Below are 20,253 nucleotides of genomic sequence, written 5' to 3'. Positions count from 1 at the left end.
CCAGCCGGTTCGTCTATCACGAGACCGACGTATGATGGACGGCTGTGTCGGCTATAGCTGTTGAATCCGGTCGTAGAATACTTCGTGGAACTGTTCGCCGTGTTCAAGCATCCAGTCGAGATATTCGTCCCACTGGTTTTGGTCGGTCACGTCAGCAGACTTCGTGGCCGCGATTCGGCTTCGCTCTTTCCCCGCCCGCGTCTCTTCGGGTTCGTGCCACGTCAGTTCCCGCTCAAATTCTGATTCGACTTGTTCGGCTTCCGCAACCAGTTGGTCGAACGCTTCGGCGTTATCTCGGATAATGAGTTCCGCCCGGAGTTCGTCGTCGCGGGAGTTGAATATGAACGCAAGCTCAAACCCAGTTTTCCCAATCGGGTTGTTATACCAGTGCTGGGGGTTCGGCTTCCGTGCGCTCAACGGCGTATCACGCTCTTGTATTCGGTCTCGGAACTGGGTCCAGAACTCTTCTTGAAGCTTCTCAATGTCGGTCAACTCGCTTTCCGAGCGCTGTGCCTTCTCTTTCCACTCGCTCGGTTCTGCGACGGGATTCAACCGGACAGCGGGGTCAGAGTCACCGATTTTCCAGACTTCCAGCCGGATAGCGAACAGGTCGACACCCTCGCGGCTGTTCTCGTTGAGCCACTGCATCGCGTCTCGGTGTTCGTCATAGAACCGGGGCGCAATCCAGACGATAATATCAGCATCGACACCGGAAGCGTAGGCGAGAGACTTGCCGAGATGGTCGTGGTCGGACGGATTCAGTTGATTTTCGATGACAACGTTACGGTTCCCGTCCGTCTCTTCGGCCAGAATATCGACGTTATAGCGTCCAACGCTCTTTTCCTGTTCTATAATCTCAAGGTCCAGTCCGAGCGCGTCTTCTAACTCTGATACATCTTCGCCCTGTATCTCACCCGCCAGCCACGGTGTGAATTGCTGGGCTTCATGTTCCCAGTACTCGCGTACCTCTTGGGATTCAAGCGATGCGAACTCGGGCATACCCAGAAGCCACCGAGCCAACAGTGAAAAACGTGCCTGCTACCCTGACCGACTCCGGTCGACAGTCTCGACACCGGCCAGCCGATGTTCCCAGAACACCGCCTTGACCAGTGCTTCGTCGGCCCCAGCGGTCTCGGTCCCGATAGTCGAACTCCCACAGTCGTCGCACCACAGTCGACGCATGACCCACCCATCGCCGTCGTAGTGGGTGGCGTAGACCCTGACGGGGTCGCCAGTCCTGACGCGCTTGTTACACCGGTCACAGATTCGTCCGGTCTGGCTCCCGTTCAGTGCCGACGCCGGACTGGGGCGGGTCATTCGTCTTCCCCCGTTCCGGCGGGAGTCTCGAAGCCCTCGCGGTAGCACGGCCAGCAGGGTAGGCCGAGACCGGCGTTCCAGTCGCCACAGTCGCAGTCGTCGGGTCGCCCGTCACTATCGTCGGTGTCGGTCTCGGTGGCCACGTCGACAGTGGTTCCCCCGTCAGTGCGAGTGGTCGGCGTGTCGGTCGCCGCGTCGAGGACCGGCTCTCTGATAGCGACAGCCACCATGTGCTTGCACGCGCCGGGCTGGAACTCCCACGCAGGGCAGGTACAGTCCGACGGGATACCGCCTTCGACGTGAACGATGTAGGTGTGGTCGTCGGCGTCTGCATGGGAGTCGTTGACCACCTCTACGTCGCCGCCACCGAGTACGGTGAACTCGAACGCTTCCCACTGGGCGCGTTTCTCCGTCGCTACGTCGGCGTCCAGCAGGTCGACTACGTCGGAAGAGGCGAGTTCCGACATCGTTACCCCTCGATGTAGGTGACGAACTCGGTGCCGCACTCGGTACATCGGTGGGTGTAGGTCACGAAGTCGCTGTACCCGACCGACTTGCTCGTCCGGATGGCGTCGACGCCGCAGGTACATGGCGACCCGGAGTCGAGATGGAACCCCGGTAGCTGACGAAGTATCTGCTGGTCGGTACGCTCTTGACTCTCGGCGTTCGTAGTTGGCATTGGCGTTCTCCTGACGAGAAGGCCACCGCTCGCGTGCCTCTAACACGCGGGCCTTTATACTGCGAGCAAAGCCCCGAGAAGCGGTCGCCTTCACTTGAATATAGGTTCCGTGGCACTATAATTCTTTTGAGTTATAAGATTATAGTATAAAATGCGCCAAAAGAATACCCTACCGCTCACACAGCCGCACAGAGCCGCAGAGCGCACGTCAGAAACGACGGTCGATACCACTCGCTCCGGTGGCGACCGCGCTCACGCCGCCAGCAGGCGGGTATATGGCTCTGCTGACGGTAGGGCGAACCCCGAAACAGAGAGTAGACGGCCCAACACTATCGTTCATTGCGGAATAAGGAATGAGAATACGAGAGAAAATCGGCGTCGTCAACGAATCCGAGCGTACAGAACAGCGCTCCCGAACTGAAGACCGACCGCTACTAAGAACGCCGCGATACTCGCGGTCGTATTTCCGGCCTGTGACAACCCGAGTTCGTAGACGCTCAAGAAGACGACAACCGTGACTACTCCGAACAAGAGTGTCCACATGACCGCGTACATCGGCCTGTACTCGACAGGCCAGTAGTCGTCATAGGCAAAGGCCATGTCCATGAGACTCAATGACAGCAGGAACTCGGCACCGAAGTCGGCTGATACAGGGAGTGGACTACTATCGAGCGACACCAGCATGAACGCCACCAACGCCAGTCCAATCGCTGTTACCGTCACCCACTGATTGTCTGTCAGGTCAGCACGCAGTCGGTTACGGAGAGACGGGGACTCGGGCATGAAAGACGTGTAAGTAGCGTGTATAAAAAAGCGCGTGGGAGAGTTTCAGGGTTCACAACTCGCCCCCGGACTTAACACTCTGTCGGGATGTTAGACACACATATGCCCGGCGCAGGTCGCTCGGATTCAGCGGCGGTTAGGGCCGTCGGTGCTACTGTTGCACTGGTTGCCATCGTCGGCTACCTGTTTTTTGGGTGGTCTTTCAACGGCTCTGAAACCACTGTCCCCACGGTAATCGGCCTTCTCGTCGCGGTCTCGGCAATCGGGTGGACACTGTATAGCCGTGTATCTTCATACAGGGGGCAGGAACGATGACCGGATTTTCCACAGACGAGACTGCGAGTATCGTAATTATCGGCATCACTGTCGCAGTGTTCGCTTGGTATCGGGCGGGTATGACTGGAATCCAACGATGGACTAACGCTACTATCGCATTTCTCGTGAGTATTGCCTTTGCAACGGCTGTAACCGCCATTCTAAAACGGTGGAATCCTGTCTGGTATCGCTCGTAGGCATATTGAACACCGAGGGATGGCTGACCCCAAAAATCAGGCAGAGCGGTCGAAAATCCCGCTCATGGCCGGATGAATAGGCGACTGGCGTTACGCTTCCCTGTCCGGTTCGACTTCCGACATGTCGAGTTAGTCAATACGAACCAATTAGTACCAACGTACCCAACAAGTAGAACACAGTGAGTTCGTCGTCACGAGCCGTTTCACCGGTCATAGCGAATATCCTAATGGTCGCTATCGTGGTGATACTCGCCGCGACAATCTCGGTGTTTGCGCTCGGATTTACTGACAAGGCCAATCAGCCCGGCCCTGTTGTTGGCCAGTCGAGTGGGGAACTCGTCTCACAAGATGGCTTCGACGGCGGGATTGTTCGACTTACGCATGTTGCAGGAGACACACTGACTGCGTCAGAGCTTGAGATTGTTGTTGACGCACAAGATGCCTGTGGTAAGACTGGTCGACTGGTAAATCTCCCGGCAAGTGGCGGGGACCCACAACCGACAAGTCAGTACGTTCGCGGCGACGACATTTTTGATAACTCCGCTAATTCTGTTGGCGGGCCAATTGGTGAGGCCGGTGGACAATGGGAAGCAGGTGAAACAGCAACTTTCCGCATAGCTGGGACTCCTTGTCAGCTGAACAGCGGTGATAGTATAACCGTTCGCGTTGTCCACACACCAACAAACTCTATCCCAATCAAGGAAACACTGACTGCCACCTGACTGATTTGCTCATTTCCGGCTTTGTTGGGTCTTTGTTTCCTGTTATTAACCGACGGTACTTCGAGAAAATGATGGACGTTGGTTAATTATCTTCAAGTGACAATGGCGTAGTGAGTACTACTATCCACTGCCCGACGATTCGTGGAAAGAGCGACCTGACCGGAACTCGGTGAGTTCGGCAATCCGGTCTTCGAGTTCTTCGATTTCCTCACGAAGTTCTTCGGCTTCCTCGCCTTCGGTCGACGCAAGCTGGTCTTTCAGCCCTTGCAAGCGGGTTTCTTTCGTCTCCTCGTCAACGTCGGCCTTCCGAACGTACTCGCTTTCCTCGACTTCGTACACGTCTGTCTCGGAAATCTCGGTCACGTCGAGCGCTTCGTCCACCTTGCTGGAGTCCACGGTGGTTAGCCGTTCACGGTCGATTCCAGCCGACTCAAAGGCGTTCAGCACTAGTTCATCGTCCTTGAGCGACCGGTTACGACGACTGGTCCGTTGCACCGACCCGAACTGACCGGACACCGGCTGGTCGTGGTGTAGGCGGTCGAGAAGGACAGCCCGCACGTCTTGGCGAAGGTCGTTGGCGTTGCGCTGTACGTCCGACAGCAGAGTATAGAGGTTCACCAGAGCGGGCGTTTCCACGTCTTCGATGGTAGTCACGTCATGCCGTTCGAGCGCATCAATCAGCAGTAGAGCGTCACTGTAGACAGCCACGTCTGGCTCTTGACGCTCGGTCTCGTCGGTCTCGCCACCACTCTGGGCTTCCACCAACGGCGACCCCGTTGACTGGCCACTCTCGGTTAGCGTGCCTTCCCGGTCGTCCACCTCGAAGCGTGGGTGTAGGGACAGCACGGTGGCGTAGGGTTCGGCGTCGGGCGGAAGACGGTCAAGGTCAAACTCGCCAAGTGACTCATTGACACGTTGGTACAGCGTCTCGAACTGGTCGCGCTGTAGGGGTATGGTTTCGTCGTCGTCGCGGTACTCAATAAGCACCCGATGTTCCTGTACGTCGGTCACGCCAAACGCCTTGCGCGAGAGTGGGGTGACAAGGGTTGCGTCGGATGGGAGTTCCTCAAGGTGGTCGAGAAGCGTGTGCCACGATGTTCCGAAGGGCATGAGGGCGGGTACGGGCAGGTAGAATAAAGATTTCAGGTGATTCGATGGAGACAACACCACAGAATCGCAGGAATCAATGATTCGCTGTCGTTTGATAGGATATGGAAGAGCGAATCCGTGAGATTCATTCTGCGCTCCTTGAGGAACACGGCAGTCCTGACCCGCCGTCGGACATGGAACCCATAGACTCAATTATCCATACGATTCTTTCACAGAATACCGCAGACGAAAACCGAGACAGGGCGTGGGAGTCCCTACTTGACGAGTTCGGACGTGATTACAAAGCCATTGAAGAAGCAGACCATGACCGCCTCGTAGATTCTATCCGAACCGCCGGATTAGCCAATCAGAAGGCAACGCGGATTCAGGACGCACTACGCACGGTTCGTGAACATACAGGTGGCGAGTATTCTGTCGAGTTCATCGAGAACATGGACGTGGAAGAAGCCCGAACATGGCTTACCAACATCAAGGGGATTGGGCCGAAGACTGCCGGAATTGTTCTACTGTTCCGCTTCGGGAAACCGTACTTCCCTGTGGACACCCACTGCGAACGGCTCGCTAAACGCTTCCAACTGATTTCCCCGGATACGTCGGCAGAAAAGGCGCATGACATACTCTCGGAAGCAGTTCCCGACGAAATCATGTACTCATTCCACGTCCTGCTAATCACTCACGGTCGAGGATACTGTACCGCGAGAAACGCGAACTGCGATAATGATGTGTGTCGAGAGTTCTGCGACTGCGAATACTGCTGACCGATACGCGTCAGGTTCAATCGCTATCAGAAACATCAATATACGAAATCTGTCATAACAAGTTAGAGCCGAAAGCGCATGAAGGCGCTCGAATTGCGAAATACCCCGACCAAAGTTAGTCTGACCCCCGGATTTTGCCGCTCAAATAGCCGATTTGAGTATAGTAAGTCTATAAGAATATCTTGTCTTGACGGGGAAGACGCCGCCGCGACCGCCGGCGAACAGGAGCACGCAGTCGGCCGTCTTGGGGCCGACGCCGTTCATCTCCAGCAGTTCGGCCCGGACCGCGTCGGGGTCGCCGGTCCGGACGAACTCGTCGAAGGCGGCCGCGCCGCCGTACTCCGCACACACCAACTCGGCGATGGCGACTATCCGCTCCGACTTCTGGTTGTACAGGCCCGCCGAGGAGATGGTCTCGGCGAGGCGCTGCTGGTCGGCCTCGGCGAGCGTCGCCGCGAGGTCCGGCCCGCCGTCGCCGTCGGGACCGTACCGGTCCATCAGCGCATCGTGGGCCGGTTGACTCGCCTTGTCGGAGGTGTTCTGGCTGAGAATCGTCCGGACCAGACACTCGAAGGCGGGGCGGCCGCCGTAGGCCTTCGTCCAGTACAGGTCGCCCAGCCTGTCGACGACCGCCGCCGCGCGGGTGCCGGCGGTCGCCGGGTCGAACGAGGCCGCGCGTCCGCCGCCGTCGTCGCCGCCGCTGATGTTCTCGTCGGGTTCCGGGTCGGCCATACCGGCAGATGGGGCGGGACCGACTAAACCCCTTCACCGAACCGGTGGGGTCAGGCCGGGTCGACCCGCAGCGTCATCTTGAGGTCGGCACCGTCGGCCAGCGCCGCGACCAGCGTGCGGTCGATGTCGCTGGCGGCAGCGTCGGCGTCGACCATCACTGTCCGGTCGTCGACGTAGTCACTCGTCCGGAGGACGTGACTGCGGTCGCCGTCGAAGGTGAGGTCGGGGTGGCCGCTCCCGGTGACTGTCACCGAGTGGCCGGCCGCCGACAGCGTGGCGGTGACGGTCGCCGCTCGGTCCCGGCAGGCGTCCGCGAACGCCGCGTCGAAGTCGGCCGGGACGCGGTCGGCCTCGATGCCGAGGATGCAGTCGCCGGCCGGCGTGAGGAAGTCGTCGCTGGTCAGTTCGAGCGTGCTGGCGTGCTCGCCGGAGACGTGTTCGTGGCCGGTGGCCCTGACGACCTCTTCGAGAGGCATACGCCGACTCTCTCGCGGGCGCACTTCAGCGGGGCGACTCGGTGCGCGCGACGGTGACCGTCACCGCACCGCAGGCGCACTCGTGGGCCTCTCGCCGGCCGGCGTCGGTCTCGAAGACGAGCGCCGGGTCGTCCAGCGGCCGGTCGCAGTCGGCCGCGTCACACGTCGGGACCGCTCCGTCGAGCAGGTGGTCGAACATACCGGAGCGAGGACCGGGAGGTACGTCAAGGCGAGCCATCCCCGGAGTGAAAGTGAAAGTGGACCCGGGGATAAAGGATATGCCCACGGCGGACGCGGAGACGGGTATGTCGCTGGAGTGGCGCGGCGCAGCGGTTGCGCCCGACGACGAGTTGCCGACCCCCGAGTCGTGGACGCCGGTGTCGGTGCCGGGGCGGCCGGCCGAGTTCGCCGACGCCGACGCCGTCGCCTACCGAACCAGCTTTGCCGACCCGCGCGACGGCGACGACGAGCACGCGATACTGGTCCTCGACGGCGCGTACGCCCACACGCGCGTCTGGTGCAACGGCGAGCGGGTGGCGAGCAGCGACACGTATGTCGACCCGCTCCGGGTGAGACTTCCCGACGCGGCGGAGTACACCGTCGTCGTGCAGTGTCGCCGCCCCGAGGACCGCTTTGGCGGCCTCCACGACACCGACCGGCTCCCCGCCGAGCGCCGCGTCCCCGGCATCTGGTGGGACGCCACCGTCGAGACCCGGCCCGACCCCTACGTCGGGTCGCTGCGGGCCCGCCCGCGGGTCGACGCGGCCGACGGGACCGCGCGCGTCGATCTCGCCGCCGAGGTCGTGACCGAGGACCCACTCGACGACCGCCTCACCCTCTCGCTCCGGCCGGCGGGCGACGTCCGGGGCGGCGGGATGATGGACCGGGCCCGCGTCGAGACGGATGCCGGACGGGCGACTGTCGAGCACACGCTGGCGGCCGTCGACCCGTCGCTGTGGTGGCCCCGGGGCCGCGGCGACCAGTCGCGGTACGTCGTCCGGGCGAAGGTCGGCGACGCCGAGCGGACGGTGACGACCGGGCTCCGGTCGGTCGCCCTCGACGGCGGCGACCTCTCGGTCAACGGCGAGCACGTCCCGGTCCGGGGTGTGACGCTCACCGACCCCACGCCGGCCGACATCGAGCGCGCCGCCGAGGCGAACGCCAACCTCGTGCGGGCCCGCGCGCAGGCGGTCCCGCCGGCCGTCGCCGCTGCCGCCGACGAGCGGGGCGTCCTCGTCTGGCAGGACCTCCCGCTGACGGGACCGGGGCCGTTCGACGAACAGCGGGGCCGCGAGGTGGCGCGCCGGCTGGTCGCGGCCCGCGGGAACCACCCGAGCCTCGCCGTGGTCGCGGTCCACGACGAACCGGTCGCGCCCTTCGCCGACGGACTCGGGTCGGGCCTGCTCGACAGGCTCCGCTTTCGCTGGCGGGCGTGGCGGGCCGACTACGACGCGACCGCGGCCCGCGGCGTCGCCGACGCCGTCGACGCCGTCCCGACCGTCCCGGTGGTCGGCACGCCCGGCATCGACCCCGACGCGGCGACCCTCTACCCCGGCTGGCGGTACGGCGAGACGGCCGACCTCGACTGGCTCTGTGACCGCTACGGGCTCGGCGACGTCGTGGCCGGCGTCGGCGCGGGGTCGCTCGGGACGGATGCGCCGGCCGACGAGGCGGGCTTCGACAGAGCCGTCCACGACAGCCGGGTCGACGGCGGCGTCGCGGCCTCACAGGCCTATCAGGCCCGCGTCGTCCGAGCGAACGTCGAGGCGCTGCGCCGCCGGAGCGCCGGCGTCCTCGTGGTCGACGCTCTGCGGGACGCGGCCGACGCCGGGACGGGCGTCCTCGCGCGCGACGGTTCCGACAAGCCGGCCTACGACGCCCTCGCGGCTGCCTTCGAGCCCACGCAAGTCGTCCTCTCGACCGCCGAACCCGGCGAGCGCGACGTGGTGGTGGTCCACGACGGGCCGGCCGAGCGCGAGGTGACCGTCGAGTGGGACCACGACGGCAAGCGCGAACAGACCGAGGTGACGGTCGCCCCGGCGACCCGGGAAGCCGTCGGGTCGCTGACGCTCTCGTCGGGCGACGAGGTCACGCTGGCCGTCGCCGTGGCCGACCGCGTCGTGAAAAACGAGTACGCGCTTTAAATACAATGCCGAGCCGCGCCGGGACCGTGTGAACACTTGTCTCTGGCACCCACGGGGCTTGTGAGGGGTCACCACGGTATTGCATGCACCGGAATATTTAAACAATATCCCCCGATAGTAGTACGTACCAGAACGCTCCTGCGTTCGGGCAGTATCGCCTTCCGCCCAACATGAGAGGGAACCCTTATTATCGGTGTCAGCCCCTCGGTAGCGGGCCGGCTGTTCGACCCGGAGCGGTGATGGCATAGAGGTTTCAACAATGGCAGACTCGATAGACGAATCGAAAAACGTCACAGTAACCGAAGAGGATCTCGAAAACAAATCGAAAGGCGAGCTCATCAAGCTCGCCGGTCAGCTCCGCGACCGCCGCAACGAGCTGAACCAGATGGCCTCCGAGCGGGCCTCCAGCCGCGACGACCTGAACGCGGAGACGCGCGAGAAGGTCGACGAGGCACAGGAGCACCGCGAGCAGCGCGACGAGCTCAACGAGCAGGTCCAAGAGCACAAGGACAAGCGCAACGAGCTCAACGCCGAGGCTAACGAGCTGTTCGACAAGGTCGACAAGCTCAAGAACGACCTCGAACTCGACGAGGGAACGTCGGTCGACGAGCTCAAAGAGGAGATCGAGGACCTCGAATTCAAGCAACAGACCGAGGTCCTCTCCTCCGAGGACGAGAAAGAGCTCATCGAGAAGATCGAGTCCAAGCGCGAGCAGCTCCAGGAGAAACAGGAGAAGCTCGACCAAGGCGGCGACCTCGAAGAGCTCAAGGAGGAGGCCGAGGAGGTCCGCTCGGAAGCCTCGAAGCACCACCAGAAAGTCACGGAACTCGCCGACGAGGCCCAGAAGCATCACAACGAGATGATCGAGGCCTACCGCGAGGCCGACGAGATCCGTGACGAGGCCGACGAGATGCACGAGAAGTTCGTCGAGGCCCAGGAAGCGGCCGACCAGCACCACGAGGACTTCGTCCGCGTCCAGAAGCGCCTGCGCGAACTCGACAAGAAGGAAGAGGAGCAGGAGCGCTCCCAGCGCGAGGAGAAGCAGGAGGCCGCCCGCGAGGAGGCCGAGGAGATCTACCAGAAGTTCAAGGAAGGCGAGACCCTCGACACCGAGGACCTGATGAAGCTGCAGAAGGCCGGCAAGCTGTAATTCTGCGCGCAGCTCTCTCTGTTCTCTCACACTGTAGATGCATCACTGGCTCGTTCCCGCACAGGCCGTCGGCCCGCTGTCGCTCCTGTCGACGGCCGTCGGCGGCGTCGTGTTCGGTCTCGCGCTGGCAGCGCCGCCCGGCCCGATGAACGCGGTCATCGCCGAGGAGAGCGCGCTCCGGGGCTGGCGTGCGGGCGTCCGCGCCGGACTCGGCGCGATGACCGCCGACGCGTGTTTCTTCGCTCTCGCGCTCGCGGGCGTCGCGGCGTTCGTGACCGACACGCCGGGACTGCGCCGGGCGATGGTCGGCGTCGGCGGGCTGTTGATGCTGTGGTTCGCCTACGGCGCGGTCCGGGACGCCGCTGCGCTCTCGACGGTCGAGACCGACAGCGTCGGGGCGAGCCACGGGTTCCGGAAGGCGTTCGTGCTGGCGCTGACCAACCCCTATCAGGTCGCGTTCTGGCTCACCGTCGGCGTCGGCCTGCTGGAACCCGGGACGGTCGACGTGCTCGCGGCGCTGCCGGTCGTCGGCGAGCGCACCGCCGGCCTGTTCGTCGTCCGGACCGGTCACCCGGCGCTGCTCGCGGGGCTGTTCGGCGGTATCACTGTCTGGATAACCGGGTTCCCGGCCGCGGTCACCGCGGCACGCGAACGGGTCGAGCGCCTCGCGCCGCTGGTCGCGTGGGCGAGCGCGGCGGTGTTGGCCGTCTCGGGGGCCGTCTTCCTGCTCGACGCCCTATCTTGATCCAGCGAAAGAATCCCGCCGTTCACGGCGGGCGTGAATCGCGTAAGCCCGGTGCCACAGTCCACGCGGTTCTGCCCGACCGAATACCCAACGGTACAAGAGTTATTGAGATTGGGTATCTTATATTCGGTGGGGCCAAATGGAGTATCACCTGCAGTCCGGGTCGCACACGGTCTACGCGCTCCAATATCACTTCGTGACCGTCACGAAGTACCGCGCCGACATCCTCACCGATGAGCGGCTGGAGCGCGTGGCTGAAGTCGCTCACGAGATTGCAGAGGACTTCGAGGCCAACATCAAGAACGTGGACAGAGGAACCGACCACGTTCACATCCTGTTCACGACCAAACCCACCACCGACCTCACCAAGTTCATCAACTCGCTCAAGGGTGTTACCTCGCGCCGGATTCGGCAGGAGTACCCAGCGGTGAAACAGACGCTCGAAGATGCGTTCTGGCAACCGGGATACTTCCTCGCCACGACCGGCCAAGTGAGCATTGACGTGCTGATGGACTACGTGGACGACCAGTAGCATGACCGGAACAACCACGAAAACGCTGGAGGCGACACTCGCCCCACCGACAGCACACAAAGAGCGGAAACTGTGTGACCTCCTCGAAACCTACCGTGAGGGACTTCACGAGGCGTTCGACGCCGGGTGTGACACGATGACCGCCACCAGCGACGTGGTGACGCCTTACGACCTCCCGTATCAGGCGAAGGCGGCCCTGTGTAACTACGTTCCGCAACTGCACGGAACCTACGATGCACAGGAGTTGGACGACGACCACCCGGTTCGGCTCACCAACCAAGCCGCCGAGTTTGACCACTCACCGGCACGGGACTACGAGTTCACGTGGTGGGTGCCACAGCCCGGTCGCGGGACGAACTTCTGGATACCACTCCGTATCAACCCCGCTCAAGAAGAACTGTGGTACGATCTCGTGGACGGTGAAGCGTCGGCAGGGCAACTCCGCCTGCAACGCCACCGCAGGTCGTGGACGCTTCACGTCACGGTCGAGTTCCCGGTCGAAGAACCGGACTACGAACCGACAGACGACGATGTAACACCAGTCGGCTTCGACATTGGCGAAGCAAACCTGCTCGCGGGCTGTGCCTGCGAGCAGGGGACTCCGACTGACCCACTGCTCATCACCGGTGGTCGGGCTCGTCGCCTTCGCAAAGAGATGTTCACGACGCTCAAGCGACTCCAAGAGCGTGACGCCGCACAGTGGCGGATGGACGAGCGATTCGACCACTACCAGAACGCACTCACAGACATCATCGAGAAGGCGTCTCGGCAGGCCGTCGAGTACGCCTGTCGATTCGAGACGCCAGTCCTTGTGCTGGAAGAGCTTTCGGACATCCGCGAAGACCTCGATTACGGCGAGTGGATGAACCGACGCCTCCACGCATGGGCGTTCGCTCGGCTTCAACAGCGTATCGAGGACAAGGCACGAGAGGCGGGGCTTCCGGTCAGATACGTCCGACCGGAGTACACGAGTCAGACGTGTCACGAGTGCGGCCACGTCGAGTATCGGGACGGCGACGAGTTCCGGTGTACGAACGACGAGTGTTGGGTGTCGGAGTACCACGCGGACATCAACGCGGCGGTCAACATCGCTGACCGCCACGACCCGTGGGGTGAGAGCCTGCCAGTGAAATCGGCGGGCGATGACATCTCACGGGATGGGAGCGCCTGTGACAGCGCCGCGACCCTCACCGAGCAGAGCCAACCACGGCAGATGACGCTCGGAGAGGTCGGGTCGGAACCCTCTGCCGGTAGTTAGCCGGCATTCCCATGCGGGGAAACCGCGCCGTCGTCGGGCTATGCCCGACTGCCTGAGGGAGCTTCGCTCCCTCTCCGTTCACGGCGCGGAGGATGTCACGAGTCGCCGACGCCGGTGGCTACGTCGTCGAGGGACTCCGCGGCGTCCATCTCGGCGACCTCGGCTTCGAGCCACTCCTGAAACCAGCGCGTCCGCTTGAGGCGCTTGTGGGCGATGGATTCGGCGGTGTCGCTCTCGATGCGCTCCTCGGCATCGCGGCCGCGCTCGATGACGCGGTCGACCATCTCGGCCGCGTCCATGTGGGTCCGGGCCTCGTAACCCATGCGTAGCAACATCAGCGCGGTCCCGTTGGCACCGACCTTGTCGAGGACGTCCGCCTCGATGAGACACTGCGTCTCCAGTGGCAGGTCGGTCAGCGGTCCCTGATAGGAGTGGTCGGCGACCGCGGTGCTGACCTGCTCGACGAACGACTCCGGGTAGTCTCCGTGGGCCGTGAGGTACTCGCGTGCGATGCGGGCCCCTGCCTCGGCGTGGACGTCCTGTTCGGCTTCCAACTTGGCGATGTCGTGAAAGAGGGCCGCCACGCGGGTCACGTCGACGTTCGCACCCTCCTCGCGCGCTATCTCCGTCGCGATGTCGACCACGTTGAGGATGTGGTTGAAGCGATACTCCGCGGAGTGCCACGGGTACCAGCGCATCCGACCGCCCTCCTCCTCGTTCTCGACGCTCGCGGCCAGATAGTCGTGGACGAACTCCCGCATGGCGTCGAACTCTGCCGACGAGACGGGCGACTCCTTAATCTCGACGCCCACGGCACCACCTCCCGAAACCGGTTGCGATATTCATCTTACAGACAAGAAGGCACGTTCGGCTCTTTAGCGTTACGACAGGACGAACGCGGCGAGCAGACGCAGCGACGCTATCGGACGGGACGGATTGAGAACAGACGGAGAGTACGGCAGGGTGGTTGAGCGACGCGACGGTGGCCGTAGTGGCTCAGTGGGATACCTGTCGCGCGGCGCCGAACTCTCGACGAACGCCGGACTATCGTCCGGCCAGCACACCAGTACGGACAACGATTGTGTGAGCGGGGTACGTTTTATCCATCCACCTCCGTGGACGTGTTCGACTCACACATCCAGTAATATAAGCTTTTCTTGGACGATATGTACACAATACCGAACAGTATTGAGTGTTCGAACATATATTAGGTCGCCGTCGCGGCCGAGAGCCGGGCTGTACGTTTATGCCAGTTCGCGCCGACTGACGGTACATGGACATCCGACCAGCCGAGCCTGCCGACCGGCCCGCTATCCGGGACGTCGCACGGCGCTCGCTCCAAGCGTCGTACTCGCTCGGTCCGCAGGCCATCACCAGTGCCATCGAGGAGTGGTACGACGAGGACCGACTCGCCGAGACGCTGGGCGACGACGATCGCCTCCTGCTCGTCGCCGAGACCGACGGGCAGGTCGTCTCCTTCTCCGAGAGCGTCGTCGACGCCGACAACACCGGTACGCTGCTGTGGCTCCACGTCGACCCGGCCCACCGCGGGGAAGGCATCGCCTCCGACCTGTTCGACGAGACGCGCGACCGACTGGAGGCCCGCGGCGCGACCCACCTCCACGGTCGCGTCCTCTCTGACAACGTCGAGGGCACCGCGTTCTACGAGGAGCGCGGCTTCGAGAAGGTCGGCTCCGAGAGCGTCGACATCGACGGCCGGCAGTACGTCGAGAACATCTACTCCGAGACCGAGCAGTGGGGCCGGGAACCGGTCGAGACCGGCGACGGAGAGACGGTGTACGTCGACCACGACAACCACGAGAGCGGCTCCATCGCGCCGTTCCACGTCGTCCACGTCGACGCCGAGGGCGAACAGCGGTACGGCTACTTCTGTAGCAACTGCAACACGCTCGCCAACGCCATGGACTCGATGGGCCGCATCGAGTGTGACAACTGCGGCAACGTCCGCAAGCCGATGCGCTGGGACGCCGCCTACCTCTGAGCGGTGCCGTCGTCGTCACCTGCCGTCTCGGTGGTCGTCTGGCGCGCGCGGAGCAACACCAGTCGGTAGTACAGCACGAACAGTCCCAGCGCCACGCCCACGCCGACGATGACGTCCGCGAACGGCTGCGAGGCGACCACGTGTGCCGGTGCGACCCCGTCCGGAAGGTGGACCAGTCCCGATTGCATACGTGACAGTCGAACGTCATCGAATAAAAACCGGGTTCGGGGTTCCCGCGGCGTGGGAACGGTCCCGCTGTCTCTGACGGGGGTCGTGATTCCGTCGTCCCGACACCGTAGCGTGGCTACGCTCGGCCGTCAAGTAGTGGATAGTCCCGGGCGGATTCGAACCGCGGTCACGCCGTTTCGCTCCGTTCCCTGCTTCGAATCCGTGGTCGGGACTATCCGTCCTGACTTCGTTCGGAGAATAGTCCCGGGCGGATTCGAACCGCCGTCATGGGCTCCAAAGGCCCATATGATTGGCCGCTACACCACGGGACTCCGGGGTCGCAATCGGAACAATCGCCGGAACGCACTTGAACGCTTCGAGAACGCTCAGTCGCTCGTCGCCTCGGCTTCGAGTTCGATGAGGCCGCACACGTCGTCCTCGGCGTTGAAGCAGTCCGGACACTGCGGCTCGCGGTCGATGATGGTGTCCAGTCGGTCGGCGACCGTCTCGTCGATGACGCCCTCGAGCTGTCTGGCCTCCGTCTGGAACTCCTCGACTTCGAGCACCTCGATGAGGAACCGCTCGATGATGCAGTAGTTCTGGAGCGCATCGCGGGCCTGTGTGATACCCTCGTCGGTGAGGTCGACGCCCTTGTACTTCTCGTGTTCCAGTAGCGACCGGTCCTCGAGCTTCCCTATCATCTCGTTCGCGCTGGCCGGGCTCACGTCCAGTAGGTCCGCCACGTCGCCGGTCGACGCCGGGCCGTCGGCCTGTTGCTGCACGAGATATATCGCCTTGAGATACTGCGCTTGCGTGTTCATTGCCGTGCCTCCATGAGTTCCGTCACCTCTTCGACGCCCTCTGCTTCCTCCTCGCGGATGTCTCTGAGTAGGTCGAGCAGTCTGTCGCGGTCGACGCTGAACTGTCGCTCGGCGGCCTCGACGGCCTCGATGAGGTCGTCGTAGAACTTGTAGGCCGTCTCCTCGTTACACAGCTGGTCGTAGAGGACGCCGTCGAAGTCGTCGTCGGCCTCGTACTGGGCCTCGACGAGCGTCTGAATCTCCTCGAAGGGCACTGTCTCGGCTTCGAGGTCGTCGACGAGCGCTTCGAGCCGCTGGCGGTGTTCGGCCGACTCCGCCGACGCGTGTTCGAGGAAGTCGGTCACCTCCGCGTCGAGGTCGCTGTTCTCGGCGTGTTTTCCCGCCCGCGCCTCGACCACCTCTTCGAGGACGATACCTATCTGGAGAAGCCGCGCGAGCTGGTGGTCCGACGCGACCGGCTGCGTCAGGCTCACGCGACCACCCCCGAGCGCCGTAGCGTGTCTGTCATGGGTGTAGGTCGGGGAGGCCCGAACTTAAGCGGTTCCCCCTCGGTGCGACGTTCGGCGGCACGCGAACCGGCATGGCCGCCGCTGTGGGGGTCACGGAAACGGCGACGGGCGGTACGCCCGTCCTCGTGGCGCTACCGCGTCACTCGCGCAGCCGCTCGTACACGAGGTCGTCGAGGTCCTCGCGGAGTTCGTCGACTTCGACCTCGTCGAGGACGGGGACGAAAAAGCCCTCGACGAGCATGTTCTTGGCCGATTCGGGGTCGACACCGCGGGAGGTCATGTAGAACAGGTCCTGCTCGTCGACCTGTCCGACCGTGGCCGAGTGGGAGGCCTCGGTGTCGTGGTTGTTGATGATGAGCTTCGGCGAGGCGTCGGCCTCGGACTCGTCCGAGAGCATCAGCGTGTTCTCGCGCTGGTAGGAGCTGGTGTCCCACGCCTCCCGACCGACGTCTTGGACGCCCTCGTACACCGAGCGGGCCTCGTCGTCTAAGACGCCGCGGGTGACGAGGTCGGCGACGGTGTGTTCGGCCTCGTGCCAGACCCGCGAGCCGATGTCGAAGTGCTGGTCCCCGTGGCCGAAGAACGCGCCGACTATCTTCGACTCGGAGGAGTCGCCCAGCAGGCGCGTCTCGACGCTGGTCTTGGTCAGGCGCGAGCCGATGTTACCCTCTATCCAGTTGACCGTGCCGTAGGTGTCGGCGTGGCCGCGCTTGACCTGATAGTTGTAGGTCTCCTCCGAGAGGTTCTGGAGCGCGCCGTACTGGACGTAGGCGTTCTCGCCCGCGACGGCCTCGACGACGCCGGAGTAGTAGCGCTCGTCGTCGACCTCCGCGCCGGTCTCCTGCCGTTCGAGGATGGTGACCGAGGCGGACTCCTCGGCGATGACCAGCGTGTAGTTGAACAGCGACCGGCTGTTCATCCGCGTGCGTATCTTCACGTCCTCGGCGTCGACGCCTTCGGGGACGTAGACGACCGTCCCGGCCGAGAACAGCGCCGTCGACAGCGCGGTGAGGTAGTCCCGCTGGGGGTCGACGACGCTGCCGAAGTGCTCCTCGATGAGGTCACCGTGCTGTGCGAGCGCCTCGGACCACGAGAGCACGTCGACGCCGTCGGCGTCGATGCGGTCTTTCTCCTGTGCGTAGTCGAGCGGGTCGACCAGCGATTCGTAGTCGAGCGCGTCGAGATTCGTCCACGTGCGCCCCGGCGTCCGGATGACGTCGGGCATCTCGAGGTCGTCGAGCGCCGACAGGGCCTCCTTACGCGTCTCCAGCAGCCACTCGGGCTCCCCGAGGTCCTCGGAAATCTGTTCGACCTGACCGACTGTGAGGTTCGCGTGTACCTGCGTGCTCATGGTTATCCGAGCGAGCCCTCCATCTCCAGTTCGATGAGGCGGTTCAGTTCGACCGCGTACTCGATGGGCAGTTCCTCCGTGATGGGCTCGATGAAGCCGGCGACGATCATCTGCTTGGCGTCGTCGTCGTCCAGACCGCGGCTCTGGAGGTAGAAGACGTCCTCGTCGCCGATTTTGCCGACCGTCGCCTCGTGGGCCACGTCGACCTTGCTCTCCTGAATCTCCATGTACGGCATCGTGTCCGACGTGGACTCGTTGTCGAACATCAGGGCGTCACACTCGACGCTCGTCGAGGAGTCCTCGGCCCCATCGCTGATGTGGACCAGCCCGCGGTAGTTCGTGCGGCCGCCGTCCTTGGAGATTGACTTGGACTCGATGGTGGACTTCGTCTCGGGCGCGTTGTGGTAGACCTTCGCGCCGGTGTCGATGTCCTGGCCCTCGCCCGCGAAGGCGATGGTGATGTGGTTGTCCGTCGCGCCCGGCCCCTTCAGGATGGTCGCCGGGTACAGCATCGTGGCCTTCGAGCCCATCGACCCAGAGACCCACTCCATCGTCCCGTCGGCCTCGACGATGGCGCGCTTGGTGTTGAGGTTGTAGGTGTTCTTCGACCAGTTCTGGACCGTCGAGTACTGGACGTGGGCGTTCTCGCCGACGAACACTTCGACGCCGCCGGAGTGGAGGTTAAAGGCGGAGTACTTCGGGGCGGAACAGCCCTCGATGTAGTGGACCTCCGAGTTGTCCTCGGCGACGATGAGCGTGTGCTCGAACTGGCCCATCCCCTCGGAGTTCATCCGGAAGTACGCCTGCACGGGCATCTCGACGGTCGTGTCCTCGGGGACGTAGACGAACGACCCGCCGGACCAGACCGCGCCGTGGAGCGCGGCGAACTTGTTGTCGCTCGGGGGGACACACTTCGTCATGAAGTGTTCCTTGACGATTTCGGGGTGCTCTTGGACGGCCTTGTCCATATCGCAGAAGACGACGCCCTTCTCCTCCCAGCGCTCCTGCATGTTCTGGTAGACGATCTCGGACTCGTACTGCGCGCCGACGCCCGAGAGGGCGTTCTTCTCGGCCTCGGGGATGCCGAGTTTGTCGAAGGTGTCCTGAATCTCCTCGGGCAGGTCCTCCCACGACTCGGCCCCGCCGCGGGTCTCGATGTCCGGGCGGATGTACGGGACGATGTCCCCGATGTCGACCTCCGAGAGGTCGGGCGCGCCCGGCCAGCCATCCGGCATCGGCATCTGCTGGAACTGCTCCAGCGCGCGGAGGCGACGCTCCAGCATCCACTCGGGTTCGTCTTTGTCCTCCGAGATGACCCGGACGGTCTCCTCGGTGAGGCCCTTCTCGGTCTCGAAGGCGGAGTTCTCCTCCTTCTTGAACTCGAAGCGCTTCTCGGTGTCTGTCTCTTTGAGGTGGTCTTGGTCTGAGCTCATGGTTTGATGTTACAGGTGTGTACGTATGGGCGTTACGCGGCCTCGTAGGCTTCCTCGCGGACCCAGTCGTACCCCTCGTCCTCGAGCTTCGCGGCGAGTTCGGGACCGCCGGAGGTGGCGATCTCGCCGTCGAGCATCACGTGGACGTGGTCGGGTTCGACGTAGTCGAGGATGCGCTGGTAGTGGGTTATCTGGAGGACGCCGGTGCCCTGCTCGTCGCGCAGGGCGTTGATGCCGTCCGAGACGTCCTGCAGGCGGTCGATGTCCAGCCCGGAGTCGATCTCGTCCAGCACGGCGATCGAGGGTTCGAGGATGGCGGCCTGCAGGACCTCGTTTTGCTTCTTCTCGCCGCCGGAGAAGCCGGCGTTGAGGTAGCGGGAGGCGAACGACTCGTCCATCTCCAGTTGCTCCATCTTCTCTTGGAGTATCTCCTGGAACTCGGCGACGCCGATCTCGCCCTCTTCGACGTTTCCTTCCATCGGGGAGGTGTCGTAGCCGGCGGCGTCCTCGTTGGTCTCCTCGGCCTCGGCAGCGTCGTCCTCCTCGTCGTCCTCGAACAGCTCCTCGCGCTCCTCGAGCTTGGCGTTGAGCGCCGTCCGGAGGAAGTTCACCATCGTGACTCCTTCTATCTCGGCCGGGTACTGGAAGCCGAGGAAGATACCGAGCGCGGCGCGCTCGTTGGGTTCGAGGTCGAGCAGGTCCCACGTCCGCAGGTCCGCGGGAATCTCGAAGTCCGAACCGAACTCGTCGTCTTCGAGGTGCAGGAGCACCTCGCCGTCTGTCACTTCGTAGGCGGGGTGGCCGGCGATAATCTTCGCTGTGGTCGACTTCCCGGAGCCGTTCGGTCCCATCAGCGCGTGAATCTCGCCGGACTCGACTTCGAGGTCGACCCCGCGGAGAATCGTCTCACCGCCCTCCTCTGCGACTTCGGCGTGCAGGTTGTTGATTTCGAGTACTGCCATGGTAGTCTGTTAGGTCTACCGAAAGGAGGTCCGTTTCGCCCATGAACCTTTCGCATTGCTCTGTATTCCTCTTCAGTATATAGAAACAA

General features: G+C 63.2%; 23 protein-coding genes, 1 tRNA gene and 1 pseudogene. 8 read left to right on the top strand and 17 right to left on the bottom strand.

Annotated features, from left to right (window positions below):
- Window positions 1–51: 51 nt before the first annotated feature.
- The 5 genes from ACV7JO_RS09520 to ACV7JO_RS09500 all read right to left on the bottom strand — a co-directional run bounded on the left by ACV7JO_RS09520 (window position 52) and on the right by ACV7JO_RS09500 (window position 2,779).
- Window positions 52–999, bottom strand: coding sequence for a DUF4268 domain-containing protein (locus ACV7JO_RS09520; RefSeq protein ID WP_470353174.1), 948 nt, complete (start codon window positions 997–999; stop codon window positions 52–54).
- Window positions 1,000–1,038: 39 nt separating this feature from the next.
- Window positions 1,039–1,317 (bottom strand): DUF8112 family protein, encoded by a 279-nt coding sequence (locus tag ACV7JO_RS09515; protein ID WP_470353173.1) that lies wholly within the window; start codon window positions 1,315–1,317, stop codon window positions 1,039–1,041.
- Window positions 1,314–1,784, bottom strand: a complete 471-nt coding sequence (locus ACV7JO_RS09510; RefSeq protein ID WP_470353172.1) for an SWIM zinc finger family protein — start codon at window positions 1,782–1,784, stop codon at window positions 1,314–1,316. The genes ACV7JO_RS09515 and ACV7JO_RS09510 overlap by 4 nt, the downstream gene beginning before the upstream one ends.
- A 2-nt stretch (window positions 1,785–1,786) precedes the next feature.
- Window positions 1,787–1,996: a hypothetical protein gene (locus tag ACV7JO_RS09505; RefSeq protein ID WP_470353171.1), complete on the bottom strand. Its 210-nt coding sequence runs from the start codon at window positions 1,994–1,996 to the stop codon at window positions 1,787–1,789.
- Between the two features lie 381 nt (window positions 1,997–2,377).
- Window positions 2,378–2,779 carry a hypothetical protein gene (locus ACV7JO_RS09500; RefSeq protein ID WP_470353170.1) on the bottom strand — a complete coding sequence of 134 codons (402 nt, stop codon included), beginning with the start codon at window positions 2,777–2,779 and terminating at the stop codon, window positions 2,378–2,380.
- A gap of 739 nt (window positions 2,780–3,518) precedes the next feature.
- Here ACV7JO_RS09500 and ACV7JO_RS09495 point away from each other — a divergent pair.
- Complete coding sequence (locus tag ACV7JO_RS09495) at window positions 3,519–4,013, top strand: type IV pilin domain-containing protein (protein ID WP_470353169.1); 495 nt, start codon at window positions 3,519–3,521, stop codon at window positions 4,011–4,013.
- Between the two features lie 120 nt (window positions 4,014–4,133).
- Here the strand turns inward: ACV7JO_RS09495 and ACV7JO_RS09490 are convergent, their stop codons facing one another.
- Window positions 4,134–5,123: a DUF7983 family protein gene (locus ACV7JO_RS09490; RefSeq protein ID WP_470353168.1), complete on the bottom strand. Its 990-nt coding sequence runs from the start codon at window positions 5,121–5,123 to the stop codon at window positions 4,134–4,136.
- Between the two features lie 101 nt (window positions 5,124–5,224).
- Here ACV7JO_RS09490 and ACV7JO_RS09485 point away from each other — a divergent pair, with 101 nt between their 5' ends.
- On the top strand, window positions 5,225–5,881 hold the full coding sequence (locus ACV7JO_RS09485) for an endonuclease III domain-containing protein (protein WP_470353167.1): 657 nt from the start codon (window positions 5,225–5,227) through the stop codon (window positions 5,879–5,881).
- Window positions 5,882–6,064: 183 nt separating this feature from the next.
- Here the strand turns inward: ACV7JO_RS09485 and ACV7JO_RS09480 are convergent.
- From ACV7JO_RS09480 to ACV7JO_RS09470, 3 genes and pseudogenes are all read right to left on the bottom strand, one after another.
- Window positions 6,065–6,613 (bottom strand): annotated as a pseudogene (locus ACV7JO_RS09480) (endonuclease III domain-containing protein); the annotation flags it as partial.
- 50 nt (window positions 6,614–6,663) lie between these two features.
- On the bottom strand, window positions 6,664–7,089 hold the full coding sequence (locus tag ACV7JO_RS09475) for a DUF371 domain-containing protein (RefSeq protein ID WP_470353166.1): 426 nt from the start codon (window positions 7,087–7,089) through the stop codon (window positions 6,664–6,666).
- A 25-nt stretch (window positions 7,090–7,114) separates the two neighbouring features.
- Window positions 7,115–7,288, bottom strand: coding sequence for a hypothetical protein (locus ACV7JO_RS09470; protein ID WP_470353165.1), 174 nt, complete (start codon window positions 7,286–7,288; stop codon window positions 7,115–7,117).
- A 106-nt stretch (window positions 7,289–7,394) separates the two neighbouring features.
- Between ACV7JO_RS09470 and ACV7JO_RS09465 the strand changes: the two genes are divergently transcribed.
- From ACV7JO_RS09465 to ACV7JO_RS09445, 5 genes are all read left to right on the top strand, one after another.
- Window positions 7,395–9,233, top strand: coding sequence for a glycoside hydrolase family 2 protein (locus ACV7JO_RS09465; protein WP_470353164.1), 1,839 nt, complete (start codon window positions 7,395–7,397; stop codon window positions 9,231–9,233).
- 259 nt (window positions 9,234–9,492) lie between these two features.
- Complete coding sequence (locus ACV7JO_RS09460; RefSeq protein WP_470353163.1) at window positions 9,493–10,383, top strand: coiled-coil protein; 891 nt, start codon at window positions 9,493–9,495, stop codon at window positions 10,381–10,383.
- A 37-nt stretch (window positions 10,384–10,420) separates the two neighbouring features.
- A complete protein-coding gene (locus ACV7JO_RS09455; RefSeq protein WP_470353162.1) occupies window positions 10,421–11,128 on the top strand; it encodes a LysE family translocator in 708 nt (235 codons plus the stop codon).
- 139 nt (window positions 11,129–11,267) lie between these two features.
- The gene (tnpA, locus tag ACV7JO_RS09450; protein WP_470353161.1) at window positions 11,268–11,660 is read left to right on the top strand and encodes an IS200/IS605 family transposase; all 393 of its coding nucleotides are present in this window, start codon (window positions 11,268–11,270) and stop codon (window positions 11,658–11,660) included.
- A 1-nt stretch (window position 11,661) separates the two neighbouring features.
- On the top strand, window positions 11,662–12,918 hold the full coding sequence (locus ACV7JO_RS09445) for an RNA-guided endonuclease TnpB family protein (protein WP_470353160.1): 1,257 nt from the start codon (window positions 11,662–11,664) through the stop codon (window positions 12,916–12,918).
- A gap of 95 nt (window positions 12,919–13,013) precedes the next feature.
- On the opposite strand, the gene ACV7JO_RS09440 is transcribed toward ACV7JO_RS09445, so the two are convergent.
- The gene (locus tag ACV7JO_RS09440) at window positions 13,014–13,730 is read right to left on the bottom strand and encodes an HD domain-containing protein (RefSeq protein WP_470353159.1); all 717 of its coding nucleotides are present in this window, start codon (window positions 13,728–13,730) and stop codon (window positions 13,014–13,016) included.
- Between the two features lie 461 nt (window positions 13,731–14,191).
- Here ACV7JO_RS09440 and ACV7JO_RS09435 point away from each other — a divergent pair, with 461 nt between their 5' ends.
- Window positions 14,192–14,920 carry a GNAT family N-acetyltransferase gene (locus ACV7JO_RS09435; RefSeq protein WP_470353158.1) on the top strand — a complete coding sequence of 243 codons (729 nt, stop codon included), beginning with the start codon at window positions 14,192–14,194 and terminating at the stop codon, window positions 14,918–14,920.
- Here the strand turns inward: ACV7JO_RS09435 and ACV7JO_RS09430 are convergent.
- The 7 genes from ACV7JO_RS09430 to ACV7JO_RS09400 all read right to left on the bottom strand — a co-directional run bounded on the left by ACV7JO_RS09430 (window position 14,911) and on the right by ACV7JO_RS09400 (window position 20,164).
- A complete protein-coding gene (locus ACV7JO_RS09430; protein WP_470353157.1) occupies window positions 14,911–15,108 on the bottom strand; it encodes a hypothetical protein in 198 nt (65 codons plus the stop codon). The two genes, ACV7JO_RS09435 and ACV7JO_RS09430, sit on opposite strands and share 10 nt — an antisense overlap.
- Window positions 15,109–15,347: 239 nt before the next feature.
- Window positions 15,348–15,420: transfer RNA gene (locus ACV7JO_RS09425), tRNA-Gln, on the bottom strand.
- Between the two features lie 54 nt (window positions 15,421–15,474).
- The gene (locus tag ACV7JO_RS09420) at window positions 15,475–15,909 is read right to left on the bottom strand and encodes a metal-dependent transcriptional regulator (RefSeq protein ID WP_470353156.1); all 435 of its coding nucleotides are present in this window, start codon (window positions 15,907–15,909) and stop codon (window positions 15,475–15,477) included.
- Window positions 15,906–16,382 carry a ferritin-like domain-containing protein gene (locus ACV7JO_RS09415; protein WP_470353155.1) on the bottom strand — a complete coding sequence of 159 codons (477 nt, stop codon included), beginning with the start codon at window positions 16,380–16,382 and terminating at the stop codon, window positions 15,906–15,908. The genes ACV7JO_RS09420 and ACV7JO_RS09415 overlap by 4 nt, the downstream gene beginning before the upstream one ends.
- Window positions 16,383–16,557: 175 nt before the next feature.
- On the bottom strand, window positions 16,558–17,769 hold the full coding sequence (sufD, locus tag ACV7JO_RS09410; protein WP_470353154.1) for a Fe-S cluster assembly protein SufD: 1,212 nt from the start codon (window positions 17,767–17,769) through the stop codon (window positions 16,558–16,560).
- A gap of 2 nt (window positions 17,770–17,771) precedes the next feature.
- Window positions 17,772–19,202: a Fe-S cluster assembly protein SufB gene (sufB, locus tag ACV7JO_RS09405; RefSeq protein WP_470353153.1), complete on the bottom strand. Its 1,431-nt coding sequence runs from the start codon at window positions 19,200–19,202 to the stop codon at window positions 17,772–17,774.
- 32 nt (window positions 19,203–19,234) lie between these two features.
- Window positions 19,235–20,164 carry an ATP-binding cassette domain-containing protein gene (locus ACV7JO_RS09400; protein ID WP_470353152.1) on the bottom strand — a complete coding sequence of 310 codons (930 nt, stop codon included), beginning with the start codon at window positions 20,162–20,164 and terminating at the stop codon, window positions 19,235–19,237.
- Window positions 20,165–20,253 lie beyond the last annotated feature (89 nt).

It is taken from the genome of Haloarcula sp. MBLA0138, assembly GCF_055632455.1.
The sequence above is the reverse complement of the archived record's forward strand: the minus strand, read 5'-3'. Positions and strand labels throughout refer to the sequence as shown.

Coding starts and splice junctions, on each gene's coding strand:
- ACV7JO_RS09520 (WP_470353174.1), bottom strand. CDS start 999: ATGCCCGAGTTCGCATCGCTTGAATCCCAAGAGGTACGCGAGTACTGG.
- ACV7JO_RS09515 (WP_470353173.1), bottom strand. CDS start 1,317: ATGACCCGCCCCAGTCCGGCGTCGGCACTGAACGGGAGCCAGACCGGA.
- ACV7JO_RS09510 (WP_470353172.1), bottom strand. CDS start 1,784: ATGTCGGAACTCGCCTCTTCCGACGTAGTCGACCTGCTGGACGCCGAC.
- ACV7JO_RS09505 (WP_470353171.1), bottom strand. CDS start 1,996: ATGCCAACTACGAACGCCGAGAGTCAAGAGCGTACCGACCAGCAGATA.
- ACV7JO_RS09500 (WP_470353170.1), bottom strand. CDS start 2,779: ATGCCCGAGTCCCCGTCTCTCCGTAACCGACTGCGTGCTGACCTGACA.
- ACV7JO_RS09495 (WP_470353169.1), top strand. CDS start 3,519: ATGGTCGCTATCGTGGTGATACTCGCCGCGACAATCTCGGTGTTTGCG.
- ACV7JO_RS09490 (WP_470353168.1), bottom strand. CDS start 5,123: ATGCCCTTCGGAACATCGTGGCACACGCTTCTCGACCACCTTGAGGAA.
- ACV7JO_RS09485 (WP_470353167.1), top strand. CDS start 5,225: ATGGAAGAGCGAATCCGTGAGATTCATTCTGCGCTCCTTGAGGAACAC.
- ACV7JO_RS09475 (WP_470353166.1), bottom strand. CDS start 7,089: ATGCCTCTCGAAGAGGTCGTCAGGGCCACCGGCCACGAACACGTCTCC.
- ACV7JO_RS09470 (WP_470353165.1), bottom strand. CDS start 7,288: ATGTTCGACCACCTGCTCGACGGAGCGGTCCCGACGTGTGACGCGGCC.
- ACV7JO_RS09465 (WP_470353164.1), top strand. CDS start 7,395: ATGTCGCTGGAGTGGCGCGGCGCAGCGGTTGCGCCCGACGACGAGTTG.
- ACV7JO_RS09460 (WP_470353163.1), top strand. CDS start 9,493: ATGGCAGACTCGATAGACGAATCGAAAAACGTCACAGTAACCGAAGAG.
- ACV7JO_RS09455 (WP_470353162.1), top strand. CDS start 10,421: ATGCATCACTGGCTCGTTCCCGCACAGGCCGTCGGCCCGCTGTCGCTC.
- tnpA (WP_470353161.1), top strand. CDS start 11,268: ATGGAGTATCACCTGCAGTCCGGGTCGCACACGGTCTACGCGCTCCAA.
- ACV7JO_RS09445 (WP_470353160.1), top strand. CDS start 11,662: ATGACCGGAACAACCACGAAAACGCTGGAGGCGACACTCGCCCCACCG.
- ACV7JO_RS09435 (WP_470353158.1), top strand. CDS start 14,192: ATGGACATCCGACCAGCCGAGCCTGCCGACCGGCCCGCTATCCGGGAC.
- ACV7JO_RS09430 (WP_470353157.1), bottom strand. CDS start 15,108: ATGCAATCGGGACTGGTCCACCTTCCGGACGGGGTCGCACCGGCACAC.
- ACV7JO_RS09420 (WP_470353156.1), bottom strand. CDS start 15,909: ATGAACACGCAAGCGCAGTATCTCAAGGCGATATATCTCGTGCAGCAA.
- sufD (WP_470353154.1), bottom strand. CDS start 17,769: ATGAGCACGCAGGTACACGCGAACCTCACAGTCGGTCAGGTCGAACAG.
- sufB (WP_470353153.1), bottom strand. CDS start 19,202: ATGAGCTCAGACCAAGACCACCTCAAAGAGACAGACACCGAGAAGCGC.
- ACV7JO_RS09400 (WP_470353152.1), bottom strand. CDS start 20,164: ATGGCAGTACTCGAAATCAACAACCTGCACGCCGAAGTCGCAGAGGAG.